This is a genomic window from Microcoleus sp. Pol17C6, assembly GCF_036701145.1.
Taxonomy (GTDB): domain Bacteria; phylum Cyanobacteriota; class Cyanobacteriia; order Cyanobacteriales; family Microcoleaceae; genus Microcoleus.
The window spans coordinates 42,188-57,998 of the sequence record NZ_JAUBQH010000026.1 but is presented as its reverse complement, the minus strand read 5'-3'; the positions used below and the strand labels follow the sequence as shown (position 1 = coordinate 57,998).

10 protein-coding genes are annotated in these 15,811 nt (G+C 47.6%); 6 read left to right on the top strand and 4 right to left on the bottom strand.

Going from position 1 to position 15,811, the window contains the following annotated elements; all coding sequences use genetic code 11:
* Positions 1 to 155 precede the first annotated feature (155 nt).
* Positions 156 to 896 (top strand): SDR family oxidoreductase, encoded by a 741-nt coding sequence (locus QUA25_RS14960; protein ID WP_333039092.1) that lies wholly within the window; start codon positions 156 to 158, stop codon positions 894 to 896.
* Between the two features lie 138 nt (positions 897 to 1,034).
* Here QUA25_RS14960 and QUA25_RS14955 read toward each other — a convergent pair whose 3' ends face one another.
* Positions 1,035 to 3,089: a serine/threonine-protein kinase gene (locus QUA25_RS14955; protein ID WP_333039090.1), complete on the bottom strand. Its 2,055-nt coding sequence runs from the start codon at positions 3,087 to 3,089 to the stop codon at positions 1,035 to 1,037.
* A gap of 444 nt (positions 3,090 to 3,533) precedes the next feature.
* Here QUA25_RS14955 and msrP point away from each other — a divergent pair, with 444 nt between their 5' ends.
* Positions 3,534 to 4,517 carry a protein-methionine-sulfoxide reductase catalytic subunit MsrP gene (gene msrP / locus QUA25_RS14950; RefSeq protein ID WP_333039089.1) on the top strand — a complete coding sequence of 328 codons (984 nt, stop codon included), beginning with the start codon at positions 3,534 to 3,536 and terminating at the stop codon, positions 4,515 to 4,517.
* Between the two features lie 217 nt (positions 4,518 to 4,734).
* On the top strand, positions 4,735 to 5,397 hold the full coding sequence (locus QUA25_RS14945; protein WP_333039086.1) for a Uma2 family endonuclease: 663 nt from the start codon (positions 4,735 to 4,737) through the stop codon (positions 5,395 to 5,397).
* Positions 5,398 to 5,509: 112 nt separating this feature from the next.
* On the opposite strand, the gene miaA is transcribed toward QUA25_RS14945, so the two are convergent.
* The gene (miaA, locus tag QUA25_RS14940) at positions 5,510 to 6,412 is read right to left on the bottom strand and encodes a tRNA (adenosine(37)-N6)-dimethylallyltransferase MiaA (RefSeq protein ID WP_333039084.1); all 903 of its coding nucleotides are present in this window, start codon (positions 6,410 to 6,412) and stop codon (positions 5,510 to 5,512) included.
* A 258-nt stretch (positions 6,413 to 6,670) separates the two neighbouring features.
* Here miaA and gyrB point away from each other — a divergent pair, with 258 nt between their 5' ends.
* Positions 6,671 to 8,611: a DNA topoisomerase (ATP-hydrolyzing) subunit B gene (gyrB, locus tag QUA25_RS14935; protein WP_333039081.1), complete on the top strand. Its 1,941-nt coding sequence runs from the start codon at positions 6,671 to 6,673 to the stop codon at positions 8,609 to 8,611.
* A 234-nt stretch (positions 8,612 to 8,845) separates the two neighbouring features.
* A complete protein-coding gene (locus QUA25_RS14930; protein ID WP_333039079.1) occupies positions 8,846 to 9,562 on the top strand; it encodes a heme oxygenase (biliverdin-producing) in 717 nt (238 codons plus the stop codon).
* Between the two features lie 261 nt (positions 9,563 to 9,823).
* On the opposite strand, the gene QUA25_RS14925 is transcribed toward QUA25_RS14930, so the two are convergent.
* Positions 9,824 to 10,489 carry an S-layer homology domain-containing protein gene (locus QUA25_RS14925; RefSeq protein WP_333039077.1) on the bottom strand — a complete coding sequence of 222 codons (666 nt, stop codon included), beginning with the start codon at positions 10,487 to 10,489 and terminating at the stop codon, positions 9,824 to 9,826.
* 120 nt (positions 10,490 to 10,609) lie between these two features.
* Positions 10,610 to 14,170: a transcription-repair coupling factor gene (gene mfd, locus QUA25_RS14920; protein WP_333039076.1), complete on the bottom strand. Its 3,561-nt coding sequence runs from the start codon at positions 14,168 to 14,170 to the stop codon at positions 10,610 to 10,612.
* Positions 14,171 to 14,459: 289 nt separating this feature from the next.
* Here mfd and QUA25_RS14915 point away from each other — a divergent pair, with 289 nt between their 5' ends.
* Positions 14,460 to 15,791: a hemolysin family protein gene (locus tag QUA25_RS14915; protein WP_333039074.1), complete on the top strand. Its 1,332-nt coding sequence runs from the start codon at positions 14,460 to 14,462 to the stop codon at positions 15,789 to 15,791.
* Positions 15,792 to 15,811 lie beyond the last annotated feature (20 nt).

Genomic DNA, 15,811 nt, shown 5'->3' with positions numbered 1-15,811 from the left:
CCGACACTACTTTACCACAAGTGTTAGTTAGCAACCGCGATTTCTAGAAAAATTATGGCTATTTGAGATTTTAAATTTGTTTCTGTACCGGAATGCGGAAAAAAATAGTATGATTATTCTGAACCAGCATCCACGCTAATTGCAGAGAAAATGTCATGGCATCACTAGCAGGAAAAGTGGCAATTGTGACTGGTGCATCGCGAGGAATTGGACGCGCGATCGCCCTGCGATTATCTCAAGAAGGCGCATCAGTTTTCATCAACTACGCCAGAGGTGCACAGCAGGCTAAAGATGTTGTGTCAGCGATTGAAGCAGCAGGCGGAAAAGCATTAGCCGTGCAAGCCGATGTCAGCAAAACCGCAGAAATTCGCGATTTGTTCGATCGCACTCAGGAAACATATTCACAAGTCGATATTTTAGTCAATAATGCAGGAGTAATTCTTTACAAACCTGTAGCGGAAGTTACCGAAGCAGAGTTTGATAATCTTTTTGCAATTAACGTCAAAGGCACGTTTTTTGCTTGTCAAGAAGCTGCTAAACGGATGGCAGACGGAGGAAGAATTGTCAATTTTTCCAGTTCGACAACGGCGATGCTACTGCCAACTTACGGGGTTTACGTGGCGACAAAAGGCGCGGTCGAACAGCTAACTCGATCGCTAGCTAAGGAATTGGGATATCGCCAAAATACAGTCAATGTAATTTCTCCGGGTCCCACGGATACAGAACTCTTCACTGTCGGCAAAACCGTCGAACAAATACAAAGATTTACCCAAATAACTGCTTTGGGAAGACTCGGAAAAGTTGAAGATATTGCCGATGTAACGGCTTTTTTGTGCAGCGACCAAGCCCGGTGGATTATCGGACAAAATATTTGCGTTAACGGCGGGACTGCCTAAATATATACTTTAGTCCGCTTGAAGGGGACTTCGTTTGTATACCAGCGATTTTAATCGCCTAGTATAAGAATCTCCAACCAAAATCTTTGATTGTGGTTGGAGACTCTTATACTTCGATCGCGCGGACAATCGAACAAATTAAGGAGACAGTCGCCACACCTTAATCGTGTCGTCAAAACTGCCACTGATCAGAGTTTTGTCTTGAGGATTAAAAGCCAAATCCACCCAGGTAGAATGACCCTTCAGGGTGCCCGCCATTTCGCCGGAACTCATCCGCCACAGCTTGATAGTCCCGCTCAAATCGGCGCTGGCGAGTTTGTCTCCGTCGGGAGTGAAAGCCAAGGACTTAACCTTGTCGGAATGGCCGATCAAAGTCCGCAGCAGAGAACCGCTGGGTTGCTGGGACTGATTATTTGTGCTGATATCCCACAACTTCACCGTCTTGTCCCAACTGCCGCTGGCGAGAGTTTGACCGTCCGGGCTGATGGCCAAAGACCAAACCGCCTCGGAATGACCCCAAAGAGTTTCTTTCAATTCCCCAGTCTGCCAGTTCCACAGGCTGATCTTACCGTCGCTGCTGCCGATCGCCAAAGTTTCTCGATCGGCACTGAAAGCCACCGACTGCACCTCGTCAAACACCCGGTTGAGAGTTTCCAACTCGGCGCCGCCTTCTACTTGCCACAACTTCAAAGTTTTGTCCTTACCGACACTGGCCAGGGTCTGGCCGTCGGGACTGAAAACCACCGAGAACACGCCGTTTTGGTGTCCGTCCAAAGTCTGAATTAACTTGCCCGAATAGAAATTCCACAATTTAATCGTACCGTCAACGCCACCGCTGGCGATCTTCCTGCCGTCAGGACTGACGGCCACCGACCACACCGGCCCCAAATGTCCTGCTAAAACCTTGAGCAGCTTGCCGTGACGCTTGTGCAGCAGGTGAATTGTGCCGTCGTTATTCCCGCTGACGATCACGCGGCCTTGGGGAGCAACTGCTACCGCCCAAACCGGGTTTTTGTCTTGATCCGCCAGAGTCCGCACTGCTGGCCGCGACTGCGATGCCTCACCGTTAAAATCCTGCATCGGGGGCGGATTGAACCGAATTTCGGGAATGCTAGAAACAGGCTCACCAGAAGTGAAAGCCTGCGGTGCAGGAGAGGGCAAGCGAACACCCAGCAATACGGACAGCAGGGCAACCGTACTTGCTCCCCACATGGCCAAAGTCCACTTGGGTTTGCTGAGAATCACGTCTACCGGTGCCGGGCCGTATTTCATGTCTGTGAGAATTGCCTCGATCGAGCGATAGCGTTTTGATGGTTCTCGCTGCACCATTTTATCCAGAATGCGGCCGAGTCGCGCCGAAACTGGTACTTTCAAATAATGTCTCCAGGTCCAACTTTCGGCTTTGATGTCAAACAAATCAAAGGGCGACATTCCCGTTAACAAGTGAATGCAAGTGACGCCCAAACTGTAGATGTCGCTGCTCTTAATCGCTTGACCTTTAATTTGTTCCGGGGCCGCGTATTCCGCAGAACCTGTGACCGTTTCTGTTTTGAGAGGCCCGCTATTAGCCGGAATTGCCGCGCCGAAATCGACTAAAACTAGCCCAGAGGCACTTTCTTGGGCCACGGAATGTAAATCCTCTTTCCCTGCCAAAGCTGGGGATGCTTGGGGAGTTTTGCGGTGAATAATATTCGACGGTTTGATATCTCGGTGAATCAGTTGATGTTCGTGAACAAATTGCAGGACTGGCAACAATTCGCTCAGCAGATACCAAATTTGAATTTCTTTAACAACACCTTTTTCTGAAAGCCGATCGGCTAAATTACGGCCTTCGATGTATTCTTGCACTAAATACTGGCAGCCTTCGAGTTCAAAAGATGCCAGCAATTTCGGTATTTGTGGATGTTTCCCCAACTCGTCGAGAACTGAGGCTGAGCCGCGAAATGTCCGGTTTTGCTGTGTGCGACCGTCGGCGACGGCCGCGGGCGCGCAGAACTGTTGAATGACGCAGCGGGGTTGCGAAGGTTGGTCTTCATCGACTGCTAAGAAGGTGCGGCAAGTGAGACTTTGACCGAGGGTATGAAAGACTCGGTAGCGGCCTTTTAGCAACAAGTTCGACTCGCAACTTTTGCAGATTGTCGCGCGATCGAGATTTTGGGGATTCTGGCAATGGGGATTGGTGCAGTAACTCATTTGTCTTTCCGCTGGAGACCCCCGTCCGACATTATTGCTGGTGGGGGAGGAAAGCGGGGCGGTGCGTGCCGCTTCCTGTGGACAAATTAAATAATTGGAATCTTTGCTTGATCATAATTGTTTCCCAGATTTTCGCCACAATTGCTGCCGTCGATCGCGCGTAAATTATTGCTGACTTTCCTGCGAGCGAGGTTTAATAGGTTGATCGTACCGAGCTCATTCGAGCGATCGGCGGGATTTGCTGTTACCGAATTACGTTATACTGTCATTGCGAATACTTTCAGAGCGATCGCACCTAAGCAATCGCGAGACCTTGCCAAATATCGGCGATTCTTTGTTCTATGGAGTGAATCTAAAATTTCCCATTTCCCACCTCAAATCGACTAACCGATTAAAAATTAGGCAAAATTATCCCAACTAACTACTAACTTTTAACTATTACTTATGCCCTTAATTCGTGTACCCAAGTCTTGGGAAATTCTCAACCCACAAATTACCTCAGAAACAGCCTTTATCAACCGCCGCCGCTTCATGACAAATTTAATTGGCGCCGGCGTGACTGCTTCGCTGCTGCCGCTGACCGGCTGCCAAAGCAATGCTAGCTCAAAAACTGCTCTGGATCAAAGCTCAACCCAAGCCTATTCGGAATTGAGCCGGAATCCCGCCTTTGCAAAAGTTGATCGAGCAATTACGGACGAAGGCTTAGCTACAAAATACAACAATTTTTACGAATACGGCGGCACAAAATCTATTTGGCAAGCCGCTCAAGCTTTGCCAACAGAAAACTGGAAAGTAGAAGTAAGCGGTTTAGTAAAAAATCCCCGCACTTATGATATTGACGACCTCTACAAAAAATTTCCAATCGAAGAACGAGTTTATCGATTTCGCTGCGTAGAAGCGTGGGCGATGGTAGTTCCTTGGGTCGGATTTCCCATGAAATTACTGATGGCCGATGTCGAACCGCAATCGAAGGCTAAATTCGTTCGCTTCACCTCATTTTACGACCCCAAAATTACTCCCGGTCCCGGTTTAATGTCGCAATTTTATCCTTGGCCTTATACCGAAGGTCTGCGAATTGAAGAAATGGCGAACGATTTAGCATTTTTTGCCACAGGCTTGTATGGCCGAAGGCTACCTAAGCAAAATGGTGCGCCTCTGCGGCAAGTGATTCCTTGGAAATACGGTTTTAAGGGCGCAAAGTCGATCGTAAAAATTGAATTTGTCGAACAACAGCCCGCCACTTTTTGGAATACAATTGGCCCCAACGAATACGCTTTTGAAGCAAATGTCGAACCCGACAAGCCGCACCCCAGATGGTCGCAGGCCAGTGAACGGATAGTCGGTCCCGGTAACAGTTGGTCGTGGGAAACTCGCCCAACTTTGCCCTATAACGGTTACGGCGAATATGTGGCGGGTTTGTACAGTTAATTAACTACACGAGATGTAATTCCCCTCGTTTCTAGGCTCTGCCTAGGAACGCAGATCCGGAGGCTCTGCCTCCTTATTACCGCGAGGCAGAGCCTCGGATTCAGGCATTCCCAGGCTCTGCCTGGGAACGAGAAAAAGGCAGAGCCTGGGAACGAGAAAAAAAACCTCCTATTATCCTCTATAATAAAAATTGATGAAGCTACCAAGGAATTGTTAAATGGTAACAACAACATCAACTCCCATCGAGCAGCAAACTACCCCAGCAGAAAACCGAGTTGTTTTAAAAGGTGTCAGTTGGTCAACTTTTAAAGCATTGCTGGCAGATGTTGGGGACGATAGAGCTTGGAGAATTGCTTACGATGAAGGAGTATTAGAAATCAGGATGCCGCTGGAAGAACACGAAGAACCCAAACGACTTATAGAAAGCTTTGTGGAAGCCATTGTAGATGAGCTGGAAATTGAACTTAGGAGTCTTGGTTCGCTGACTCTTGAACGAGAAGATTTAACTCGTGCTGTAGAACCTGATTCCTGTTTCTATATTCAAAATGAATCTTTAGTTAGAGGCAGAAATATCAATTTGCCAAATGACCCGCCGCCTGATTTAGCAATAGAGTCGGATTACACGAATTCTTCAGTTAATAAAGATTCCATATATGCTGCTCTTGGTGTTCCCGAACTGTGGAGGTATCGGCGGGAATCTCTGCAAGTTTATCAGCTTCGGGAGGGAAAATATGAAATGTGCGCTCACAGTTTAGCTTTTCCATTTTTACCAGTTGCCGAAATTCCAGGTTTCATCGAACAAAGCAGAACAATCGGACAGCGTGCGGCTGTGCGTTTGTTTCGGGAAAGAATTAGAGAAATCTTACCGAGTCAAAGTTAACGCAAAAATCAGAATTACTGTAGCTTAAAAACTAGCAAATAAATTTAAATTATTACATCAGCGTTAATTAGCGTTCATCTGCGGTTAAAAAATCTTTAATCTCGATATAAAATTAACTGATAAACTCCTGCACTCTCTGCCAAACTCGCTCCAATAAATCCGGTGCGCTAACATCAAACCATTCAATTTCAGGATAAGCTCGAAACCAAGTCCGCTGTCTCTTCGCAAATTGCCGCGTGTGCAAAATTGTTAATTCTTTGGCTTCTTCAAGCTTAATGTCGCCCGCCAAATATTGTTTCATTTCCTGATAGCCCAGCGTGTTCAACAGTGGCAAGTCGCAGCCGTATTTTTTACACAAATATTCTACTTCAGCAATCCAACCGCGTTCTAGCATTTGTTCTGTGCGCTGTGCGATCCGATCGACCAAAACATCGATCGCGCAATCCAACCCAATTTGTAAAATAGGATAATTGGGAGGATTTTCGCCCTGCTGTTCCGAAATAGGGCGACCGGTGACATAAAATACTTCCAGTGCTCTTAAAGTTCTTACTGGGTCATTGAGGTGAATTTTCTCAGCCGCAGACCGATCGACCTGCTGCAACATCGCGTAACATTGAGATTGTCCGAGTTCTGCAAGTTGCGATCGCAATTCGGGCATCGGTGCTACCCTCGGAATTTTTAAACCGCGCACGATCGATTTAATATATAAGCCCGTCCCTCCAACCAACAACAGGGGGGGAGAAACAGGAAAATCGACAGCAGCAATTAAATTTTGAGCTTGTTGCTGGTAATCTGCTAGTGTCAGAGTTTCTGTCGGCTCGCAGATGTCAATTAAGTGATGCGGTACACAAGTACGATCGACCGCCGTCGGTTTTGCGGTTCCGATGTCAAATTCGCGGTACACTTGACGCGAGTCCGCACTCAGGATCGAGGATTGCAGTCGCGAAGCCAAAGCCAAAGCCACTCCCGACTTCCCCGTCGCCGTCGCCCCGCAAATCGTAATTAATTTAGGCATAAGGTGTCGCACATTTCCCTATAAAAACTCTCAAATCCTCTCCTCTCCATGCTTTCCCCTCTCTCCCTACACTGATTCACGGCGATCAACCAGGGCAGTCCTCCAGCAATCTCAAAACTATTCCCCTCCGTCCCCCCAATAAATTTCCCTTCAGAAAGCCCTAGCATCGCCTTTAACGGTTTTGTGCTATAATTTTAGGAGTTTTCCCATTTTAGAAGCTTTCGGGGCTTTAGGCCTCATTATTGGAGCTATTTTTGTATGACCAGCAGCTACAGCGCCGACCAGATTCAAGTTCTCGAAGGTCTCGAAGCAGTCCGTAAACGACCGGGGATGTACATCGGTACCACCGGGCCGCGAGGACTCCACCATCTAGTTTACGAGGTTGTGGACAATTCCATAGATGAGGCGCTGGCTGGCCACTGCACTCACATCGAGATTGACATCAACGCCGACGGTTCCGTTACCGTGACAGACGACGGCCGGGGCATTCCCACCGGCATCGTTGCCAAGACTGGCAAATCAGGAATAGAAACAGTAATGACTGTACTTCACGCCGGGGGTAAATTTGGCGGTGGTGGCTACAAGGTTTCTGGAGGATTGCACGGTGTAGGTATTTCTGTTGTTAACGCGCTGTCCGAGTGGGTAGAAGTGACAGTTTGGCGCGACCAAAAAGAACATTTACAGCGCTACGAAAGAGGCAATCCAGTTACTGAACTTACTGCCAAGCCCAACAAAGGTACTCGCACCGGCACTTCAGTTTCTTTCTTGCCAGATACTCAAATATTTAGCACTGGCATTGAATTTGATTACACTATACTCGCCGGGCGCTTGCGAGAATTGGGTTACTTGAATGCGGGCGTGAGAATTACGTTTAGCGACCACCGTTTGGAACTGCTTAAAAGTAGCGAACCTCGCGTCGAAACATACTGTTATGAGGGCGGAATCAAGGAATATATCGCCTACATGAACCGCGAAAAGCAGCCTCTGCACGAAGAAGTGATCTACGTGCAAGGAGAACGCAACAACGTGCAGATAGAAGTGGCTTTGCAGTGGTGCGTTGATGCTTTTAGCGACAACGTTCTAGGTTTTGCTAACAACATTCGGACGATCGACGGTGGCACGCACTTAGAAGGTTTGAAGGCTGTTTTGACGCGGACGATGAATTCGATCGCCCGCAAGCGCAACAAAATTAAAGAAAATGAGCCCAACCTCGCCGGCGAAAACGTGCGCGAAGGTTTGACAGCAGTAATTTCGGTCAAAGTTCCAGACCCGGAATTTGAAGGTCAAACTAAAACTAAGTTGGGAAATACAGAAGTTCGGGGAATTGTTGATTCCTTGGTAGGCGAAGTATTAACAGAATATTTGGAGTTTCGCCCCCAAGTAGCTGACGCTATTTTGGAAAAAGCAATTCAGGCATTTAAGGCCGCTGAAGCCGCCCGCCGTGCCCGCGATTTAGTGCGCCGAAAATCTGTCTTAGAATCATCTCCTTTGCCTGGAAAATTGGCGGACTGTAGTTCCAGAGACCCTGCCCTGTCTGAGATATACCTGGTGGAGGGGGATTCTGCAGGCGGATCGGCAAAACAAGGGCGCGATCGCCAATTCCAAGCAATCCTGCCTTTGCGCGGTAAAATTCTCAACATTGAGAAAACCGACGACGCCAAAATCTACAAAAATAACGAAATTCAATCGTTAATTACAGCCCTGGGTTTGGGCATCAAAGGCGAAGAATTCGATCCGGGTCAATTGCGGTATCACCACATCGTAATTATGACTGACGCTGACGTAGATGGTGCTCACATCCGCACGCTGTTGCTGACTTTCTTCTACCGCTATCAGCGCGCACTTGTAGACCAAGGTTACATCTATATTGCTTGTCCTCCTCTCTATAAAGTGGAACGCGGACGCAATCATTACTACTGTTACAGCGATCGCGAAATGAACAATCTCATCCGCAATGAATTTCCGGCGAATGCTAATTACACCATTCAGCGGTTCAAAGGTTTGGGTGAAATGATGCCGACACAGTTGTGGGATACGACGATGAACCCAGAAACTCGGACGCTGAAACGGGTGGAGATTGAAGACGCTGCTGAGGCCGATCGCATCTTTACGATCTTAATGGGCGATCGTGTCGCCCCTCGCCGCGAATTCATTGAAACCTACGGCCCCAAACTCAACCTCCTCGACTTGGACATCTAAATTAATCATTAGCTAACTGTCGATGAGGAACGACTAACGACTAAACTTTTTCAGCAGTTTGAACCCTTGTGCCTTCCGAGGCACAAGGGTTTCTGCTGTTTGAGGTAGGTAGATTTTGTTATAAAAATTAATACAATCTCTCATCAAATCGATCTAAGGTAAATGCTTAGGTAAATTTTAGATTTTTGGCGCATCCATCAGCTACCACAAAAATAGAAGGTTGGACAGTATAGCATGAGCATCAATTTAGCGACCAAATTGCGTGAGGGAACCAAAAAGTCCCACACAATGGCAGAAAACGTCGGTTTTGTCAAGTGTTTTTTAAAAGGCGTTGTAGAAAAAACTTCTTACCGGAAGTTAGTAGGAAACCTCTACTTTGTCTACTCGGCAATCGAAGAGGAAATGGAACGCCAAAAGCAGCATCCGGTTGTTTCAAAAATTTACTTTTCTGAGTTGAATCGCAAACAAAGCTTAGAGCAAGATTTATTTTACTACTACGGTGCGAATTGGCGCGAACAAGTAGCTCCGTCAGCCGCAGCTAAAGCTTATGTGCAGCGCATTCACGAAATTTCGGCGACGGCACCGGAACTGTTAGTAGCTCACTCTTACACTCGCTACCTTGGCGATTTATCTGGCGGACAAATCCTGAAGGGAATTGCCCAGCGCGGGATGAATCTTTCCGAGGGAGAAGGCACTGCTTTCTATGAATTCCAGGATATTCCTGATGAAAAAGAATTCAAGGCTAACTACCGTCAGGCAATGAATGAACTGCCGATTGACGAAGCAACAGCAGAGCGAATTGTTGACGAAGCTAATGCAGCTTTTGGCATGAACATGAAGATGTTCATGGAGTTAGAAGGCAATTTGATTAAAGCAGTTGGTCAGATGCTTTTCAATACCCTGACGCGGAAGCGCGGTGGTGGCAGTACCGAATTGGCTACTGCTGATTAAGTTAAAGCTCACTGGGGATAATTTGAGCCTCGTTTAAGAGGAAAAACTTAAATCCTGGGGGTTTGATGGCTGCTTTTACAGTCACCAAATCTCCGGGATTTTGCATGATGTTTCAATTGCGGGCGATCGACTTTTTAACTCATATAGTTTCCGGTTGTATCGGAATGATTTAACCGCAGAGGGCGCAGAGAACGCAGAGGGAGAGAATACAGAGAGGAATAATTCCGATGCTACCGGATTTGATATCACAACTCAACACTATCACCTTCCCACGCCGCGATCGGGAGGCTCCTCGTCCGGGACAGGCAAAGAACTCGGTCTTACCTGCCGCTCCAAATACTTGCTCAAAGCGTAAGCGATATCCCCACGAGTCATCGGTTTCAAAGGATTAATCTTATTAGTTGCGATATCAACATTAACAAACCCTTCATAAAGTGCAGTAGCTATAGACTTTCTAGCCCAACTAGGAATTTCGCCTGCATCTGGATACTTAGCTAAAATCTCGGAAATGCTGGGATCGGGAAACTGAAAAACCCCGTAAGCTTGAGCAAAAATCGCCAAAGCTTCAGCGCGAGTCACCCTTTGATTTGGGAAAAACATTCCGTCGCGATATCCACTCATCGTTCCCGTTTTCAAAGCAGTTTGAACCGCACTGTAAGCCCAGTAACTCTTCGGTACGTCCGGCACTTCCCTATCCGGTTTCTGAGCAGTTTTCCGCCGTTCCAAACCAAAAGTTTTCACTAAAATCATCGCCAAATCGGCGCGACTTACAAGGCCCTCAGCATTAAAATTACCACTAGCATCTTTATTCATCAATCCTGCACTCACAACCCGATCGATCGGGTCAATTATTTGTTGAGATTGAACCGCCATGGGGACTCCTTGCACTAGCGCGATCGCCAAAAAAATACTCACTAACTTTTTCACGATTTTAATCCTTTCTGTCGCTAAAACCATCATGAAAACAGCAGTAATATTTTTTATGGTTCCATCGGTATTATTCTGTGGTTTCGGCGGTGCGCGAGATTTGGGGATTATATATTAAAATCAAACATTTGCTTCCGGCAAAGCGCCCTGCATTTTACCCAGCCAATCAATCAAATTATCCAATTGCTTTTGGGCCGTCAAAACCGCCATACCTCGAATAGTAACCTTCCCCTTGCTGTAGACAAAACGAGATCGCAAATGTTCCGGCAAATTAGCCTTGAGCAAATTCCAAGCAGGCTCTTCCATCGCAGTTTCCAAAACTATGTTCTGCTTATTCTCCGGTTTAATCCGAGAAAAACCGATTTTTTTAGCAATTTGTTTTAGTTCGACCACACGGATAAGTTGCTGGGCTGGAAGAGGAATTGGCCCATAACGATCGCACCAATCAGCCTGAATCTGCTGTAATTCTTCAGGAGTATTAGCAGAAGCCACAGACCGGTAAGCGCTCATCTTTTGATCCAAATCTGCGATGTAATCGGCAGGAATAAACGCCGTCAAAGTGAGGTCAATTTGCGCGTCCTCCACTTTCGGAATTTCCTGACCCTTTATTTCCCGAATAGCCTCCTCTAACATTTCTGCATACAAATCAAAACCGATCGCCTCCATTTGACCAGATTGTTCAGTACCCAAAACATCACCCGAACCGCGAATTTCCATATCTCGGACAGCCAACTGATAGCCTGAACCCAACTGCGCGAACTCTTGAATTGCCCGCAGCCTCTGCCTTGCAGCATCAGACAGCTTGTTCTGCTTGGGATAAAACAGCCAAGCATGAGCTTGAATCCCCGCGCGTCCCACCCGTCCCCGCAACTGGTAAAGCTGACCCAAACCAAACTTCTGCGCGTCTTCAATTAAAATGGTATTGACTCGCGGAATATCCAAACCCGACTCAATAATCGTCGTGCACACCAAAATATCAAACTCCGCCGCGCTGAAAGTCAGCATGATTGATTCTAGTTCCGAAGCCTCCATTTGACCGTGGGCGAGCGCAATTCTGGCAGACGGAACCATCTCCTGCAACTGAGCGGCCAACTCATCAATCCCCTCAATCCGGGGCACCACGTAAAAAACCTGACCGCCCCTGTCCAATTCTTGACGAATTGCCGATCGCACCACTTCCGGGTTATAGGGAGCCAAATGCGTCTGAATCGGGCGTCTGCTAGGAGGCGGAGTCGAAATCAAACTCATCTCGCGAATCCCCGACAGCGACATATACAAAGTCCGGGGAATCGGCGTTGCTGTCAAAGTCAGAACATCTACCTCTGTTTTGAGAGCTTTAATCGCTTCCTTTTGCTTAACTCCAAACCGCTGTTCTTCATCCACCACCAACAAGCCCAAATCCCGAAATTTAATCGCTTTGCTCAAAACAGCTTGAGTACCGACAATCACATCTAATTCCCCAGTCGCCAAACGCTTGTGAATCTCCCGGCGCTCGGTTTCAGTGCGAAAGCGATTGAGCAAACCAACTTCGATCGGATAAGGGGAAAAACGCTCCGAGAGCGTGTGATAGTGCTGTTGGGTCAAAATCGTTGTCGGCGCGAGCAAAGCCACCTGCTTGCCCGCCGTGACCGCCTTAAAAATCGCTCTCAGAGCCACTTCTGTCTTGCCAAAACCGACATCGCCGCAGACCAAGCGATCCATCGGTCGATCGCCCTCCATGTCGCGTTTCACATCCTGAGTTGCCTTTAACTGATCCGGGGTTGGCTGGTAAGGAAAAGAATCCTCTAATTCTTGTTGCCAAGGCATATCAGGAGGAAAAGCGTAACCTGTTTGTTTAGCTCTTTTAGCATAAAGATTCAGCAAATCCACTGCCAATTTTTTAACAGCTTTGCGAACCTTTGTTTTAGTTTTTTCCCAAGTTTGGCCTGTCAGCTTGTTTAAATCCGGTACTTTATCGCCTACAGTCCGAAACCTCGACAAAGCCCCCAATTGATCTGCCGCCACCCTCAGAGTACCGTCAGCGTATTGAATCAATAAATATTCGCGAGTTTCCCGATCTATCGTCAAACGTTCCAACTTGATAAATTTACCCACTCCGTGCTGGCGGTGAACCACATAATCACCAGGGCTTAATTTATTCGGGTCTACTTGCTTAGAGGCAGCGCGGCGGCGCTTGCGGACGTAGCTAAAAGTAGCGAGAGAATGCTGACCGTAAAATTCCCGATCGGTAATTAAAACAATCCGAAAAGTCGGCAGAATAAAACCTTCCAATTCTGCCAGCCCGCTGTACTTCAAAGCAACCGGAACGTGCTGCAATTGCAACTTGTCGATCGCCAAAAAATCGCGCGGATTTACCACAAACTGAGCCGGACAGTCGTGTTCCGAAAGCAGAGAAACCGATCGACTCGGTTGAGCAGAAACCAGAAAAATGGTAAAACCTCGATCGCGCTCTTCCCTGAGCATTTGAGACAGCTTTGCAAATTGGTGAGGCATCACCGGCACAGGCCGAGAAGCCAAATTAATCGCAGATGGTAGCTGGTCGCCCTCCGCAGAGTTTTGAATTTTTTTAGTAGTAGAATCTTCTGCTAATTCTGAAAGTTCTAGCCTGTCGAAAGCTGCGGCATCTGCCATAGATTCTGCAAAAGTGCGGTGAATTTTCGGAACTTTCAAGTTAGCAATTGGCAACTTTTCTGTTCCCTCACCAGCAACTTCCGATTCGCGATTACAACTATTCCACTGTTCCTGTGCATTCTCAAACCAGCGGTCGCTGTGACCTTCGCACCCTTGCGGTTCGTCAACTACAACTAAAGTATTTTCTGGCAAATAATCTAACAAAGATGCAGGTTTCTCGAAAGCTAAGCCCAACAGCCTGCGGACAAATTTTTCGGCTTCATTTTCTGTGTCTACAGAGCCTAGTTGGTTAATTTCGTCAATATTTTTTTCTGCTAAAACTGCTTTAATAATTGCGTTAAAATTAGTAGGAGTTAAAACTAAGCGATCGACCTTATCGAGTGATCGCTGGGAAGACGGATCGAACTCCCGAATTTGCTCCAAATCATCCCCAAACCACTCCAGCCGCACCGGCAACTCAGCCGCCACCGGAAATACATCGACAATATCACCCCGACGGCTCCATTGACCCTCCATTTCCACCAGAGCCACCCGATCGTACCCCATCGAAACGAGTTGGCGATCGAGTATCTTCGAGTCTTGAACCGCACCTCGCTTCAGCGTCAGACAGTAGGGTTCAAAAGCATCAGGTGGCGGCAAGTGAGACTGGAGAGATCTTTCGGTAGCTACAATCGCGATTGGCTTCGACTGATTGGCGGTTTTTTCTTCCTTATCCACCAAATCCGCCAGCACCTGCATTTGCCCCCACGTCATTTCATTCTCGTCGGAGTAAGATAGCTCGTAGGGCGAAGCCTCCGAAGTCGGGTAAAAATGTACGGTTTGCCAGCCCATCGCCTCCAGCCCTGCCACCCAACGACCGGCTTCTTCTAGAGTTGCCGTCACTACCAGTAAACTCCGCCCTTCTTGCTGTGCGAGGGCGGAAGCTACTAAACCTTTGGGCAAGCGAGCTATGCCGGACAGTTGCAAGCAGCGATGGCGCTTGAGCTTGTTGAGGAGTTCTGTGGCTAGGGGCGATCGCCCGAGGGTACGAATTATTGAAGAGAAAGTCATGCGCTTTTAATTTTAATCCCTGATCGGCGAAGGCTCTTTCCCTTTGCCTGTTAAGGAGATTGTACGACAAACATCCATGATTGTGCCGCTCTGCTGTTGACGCCTGGGAACTTAACTGGAGATAGATTTCTGCTTTAATATGTCGATCCTGCGATCGCGATTGAGCCAGTTCCGTTAATCTAGTGACAGGTTTAGAAAAAATTTCGATTTTGCGATCGAGATTAGCAGCTTCCAGACCTCTCCTTTAACCGGGCAGAGCGCTTCGCCGTTACTACCGAAAATTTTAGAAATGTCCCCAAGTACCGATATTCTGATTGTTCTCCTGCTAATTTTCCTCAATGGCTTGTTTGTGATGTCAGAGATGGCCATCATCTCTGTACGGAAGGTGAGACTGCAACAGATGGCCAACCAAGGTTCAGCCAATGCCCGCGTAGCCTTGGATCTGGCTAATGCCCCCAATCAGTTCTTGCCGACAGTTCAAATCGGGATTACGATGCTGGCCATTCTGTCGGGCGCTTTCGGAGAAACGACGATTTCTAGAAGAGTAGAGCCTTTGTTGCGGCTGATTCCTGCCCTCGCGCCCTATTCTCAGACGATCGCCTCAGTAGTAGCAGTTTTAACCATCACTTATCTAACCCTAATTATCGGCGAACTTGTGCCGAAGCGGCTGGCGCTCAACAACCCGGAGCCGATCGCCTCAAGCGTAGCAATTCCCATGCGAATGCTCTCAAAAATTGGCGCTCCTGCGGTTTATTTGTTAAGTCATTCCACTGACTTAGTGATGCGACTGATGAGGATATCGCCCTCGACAGAACCGCAAGTTACAGAAGAGGAAATTAAAGTTTTGATCGAGCAAGGCACCGAAGCCGGAACCTTTGAAGAAGCCGAACAAGATATGGTGGAAAGAGTGTTTCGTTTGGGCGATCGGCGAGTCAGCGCGTTAATGACCCCGCGTCCCGATCTTACCTGGCTCGACCTCGACGACTCCGTGGAAGAAAACCGCCAAAAAATGCTCGGCAGTGGTCACTCTCGGTTTCCCGTGTGTCAGGGAGGGCTCGACAACGTTGTCGGTTTAGTACACGTTACTGATATGCTTTCTCGGACTTTAACTGGTCAACCCCTAGATTTAAGCGCTTCTTTACGACGACCGTTATTTGTACCGGAAAGCACGCGGGGTTTAAAAGTATTAGAACTTTTCAAACAATCTAGCAATCAAATTGCCTTGGTAGTAGACGAATACGGCGTCATTCAAGGATTGGTTACAGTTAACGACATTTTAGTCGAACTTGTTGGTGATTTTCCTTCAATAGAAGATGCTGACGAACCGGAAGCTGTGCAGCGCGAAGATGGTTCTTGGCTGTTAGACGGAATGCTAGCAGTCGAAGATTTTTTTGAGCTGTTTGGAATCGAAGAATTGTCAGCAGAACACAAAGGAAGTTACCACACAATGGGCGGTTTTGTAATTACCAATTTGGGCAAAATTCCCACAGCAGCCGAGCATTTTGAGTGGAACGGTTTGCGCGTGGAAGTAGTCGATATGGACGGGAACCGAGTTGATAAGATATTGGTAATGCCGATCGACTCAGCGGGCGATCGAGCTAGAACCGAACCAAAAACCTAAAATTTGAACTCAGTGGTAAG

What these genes read in the sequence shown, in the direction of transcription:
- QUA25_RS14960 (WP_333039092.1), top strand. Translation starts at nt 156, where the DNA reads ATGGCATCACTAGCAGGAAAAGTGGCAATTGTGACTGGTGCATCGCGA.
- mfd (WP_333039076.1), bottom strand. Translation starts at nt 14,170, where the DNA reads ATGACTTTCTCTTCAATAATTCGTACCCTCGGGCGATCGCCCCTAGCC.
- miaA (WP_333039084.1), bottom strand. Translation starts at nt 6,412, where the DNA reads ATGCCTAAATTAATTACGATTTGCGGGGCGACGGCGACGGGGAAGTCG.
- QUA25_RS14930 (WP_333039079.1), top strand. Translation starts at nt 8,846, where the DNA reads ATGAGCATCAATTTAGCGACCAAATTGCGTGAGGGAACCAAAAAGTCC.
- gyrB (WP_333039081.1), top strand. Translation starts at nt 6,671, where the DNA reads ATGACCAGCAGCTACAGCGCCGACCAGATTCAAGTTCTCGAAGGTCTC.
- msrP (WP_333039089.1), top strand. Translation starts at nt 3,534, where the DNA reads ATGCCCTTAATTCGTGTACCCAAGTCTTGGGAAATTCTCAACCCACAA.
- QUA25_RS14945 (WP_333039086.1), top strand. Translation starts at nt 4,735, where the DNA reads ATGGTAACAACAACATCAACTCCCATCGAGCAGCAAACTACCCCAGCA.
- QUA25_RS14955 (WP_333039090.1), bottom strand. Translation starts at nt 3,089, where the DNA reads ATGAGTTACTGCACCAATCCCCATTGCCAGAATCCCCAAAATCTCGAT.
- QUA25_RS14915 (WP_333039074.1), top strand. Translation starts at nt 14,460, where the DNA reads ATGTCCCCAAGTACCGATATTCTGATTGTTCTCCTGCTAATTTTCCTC.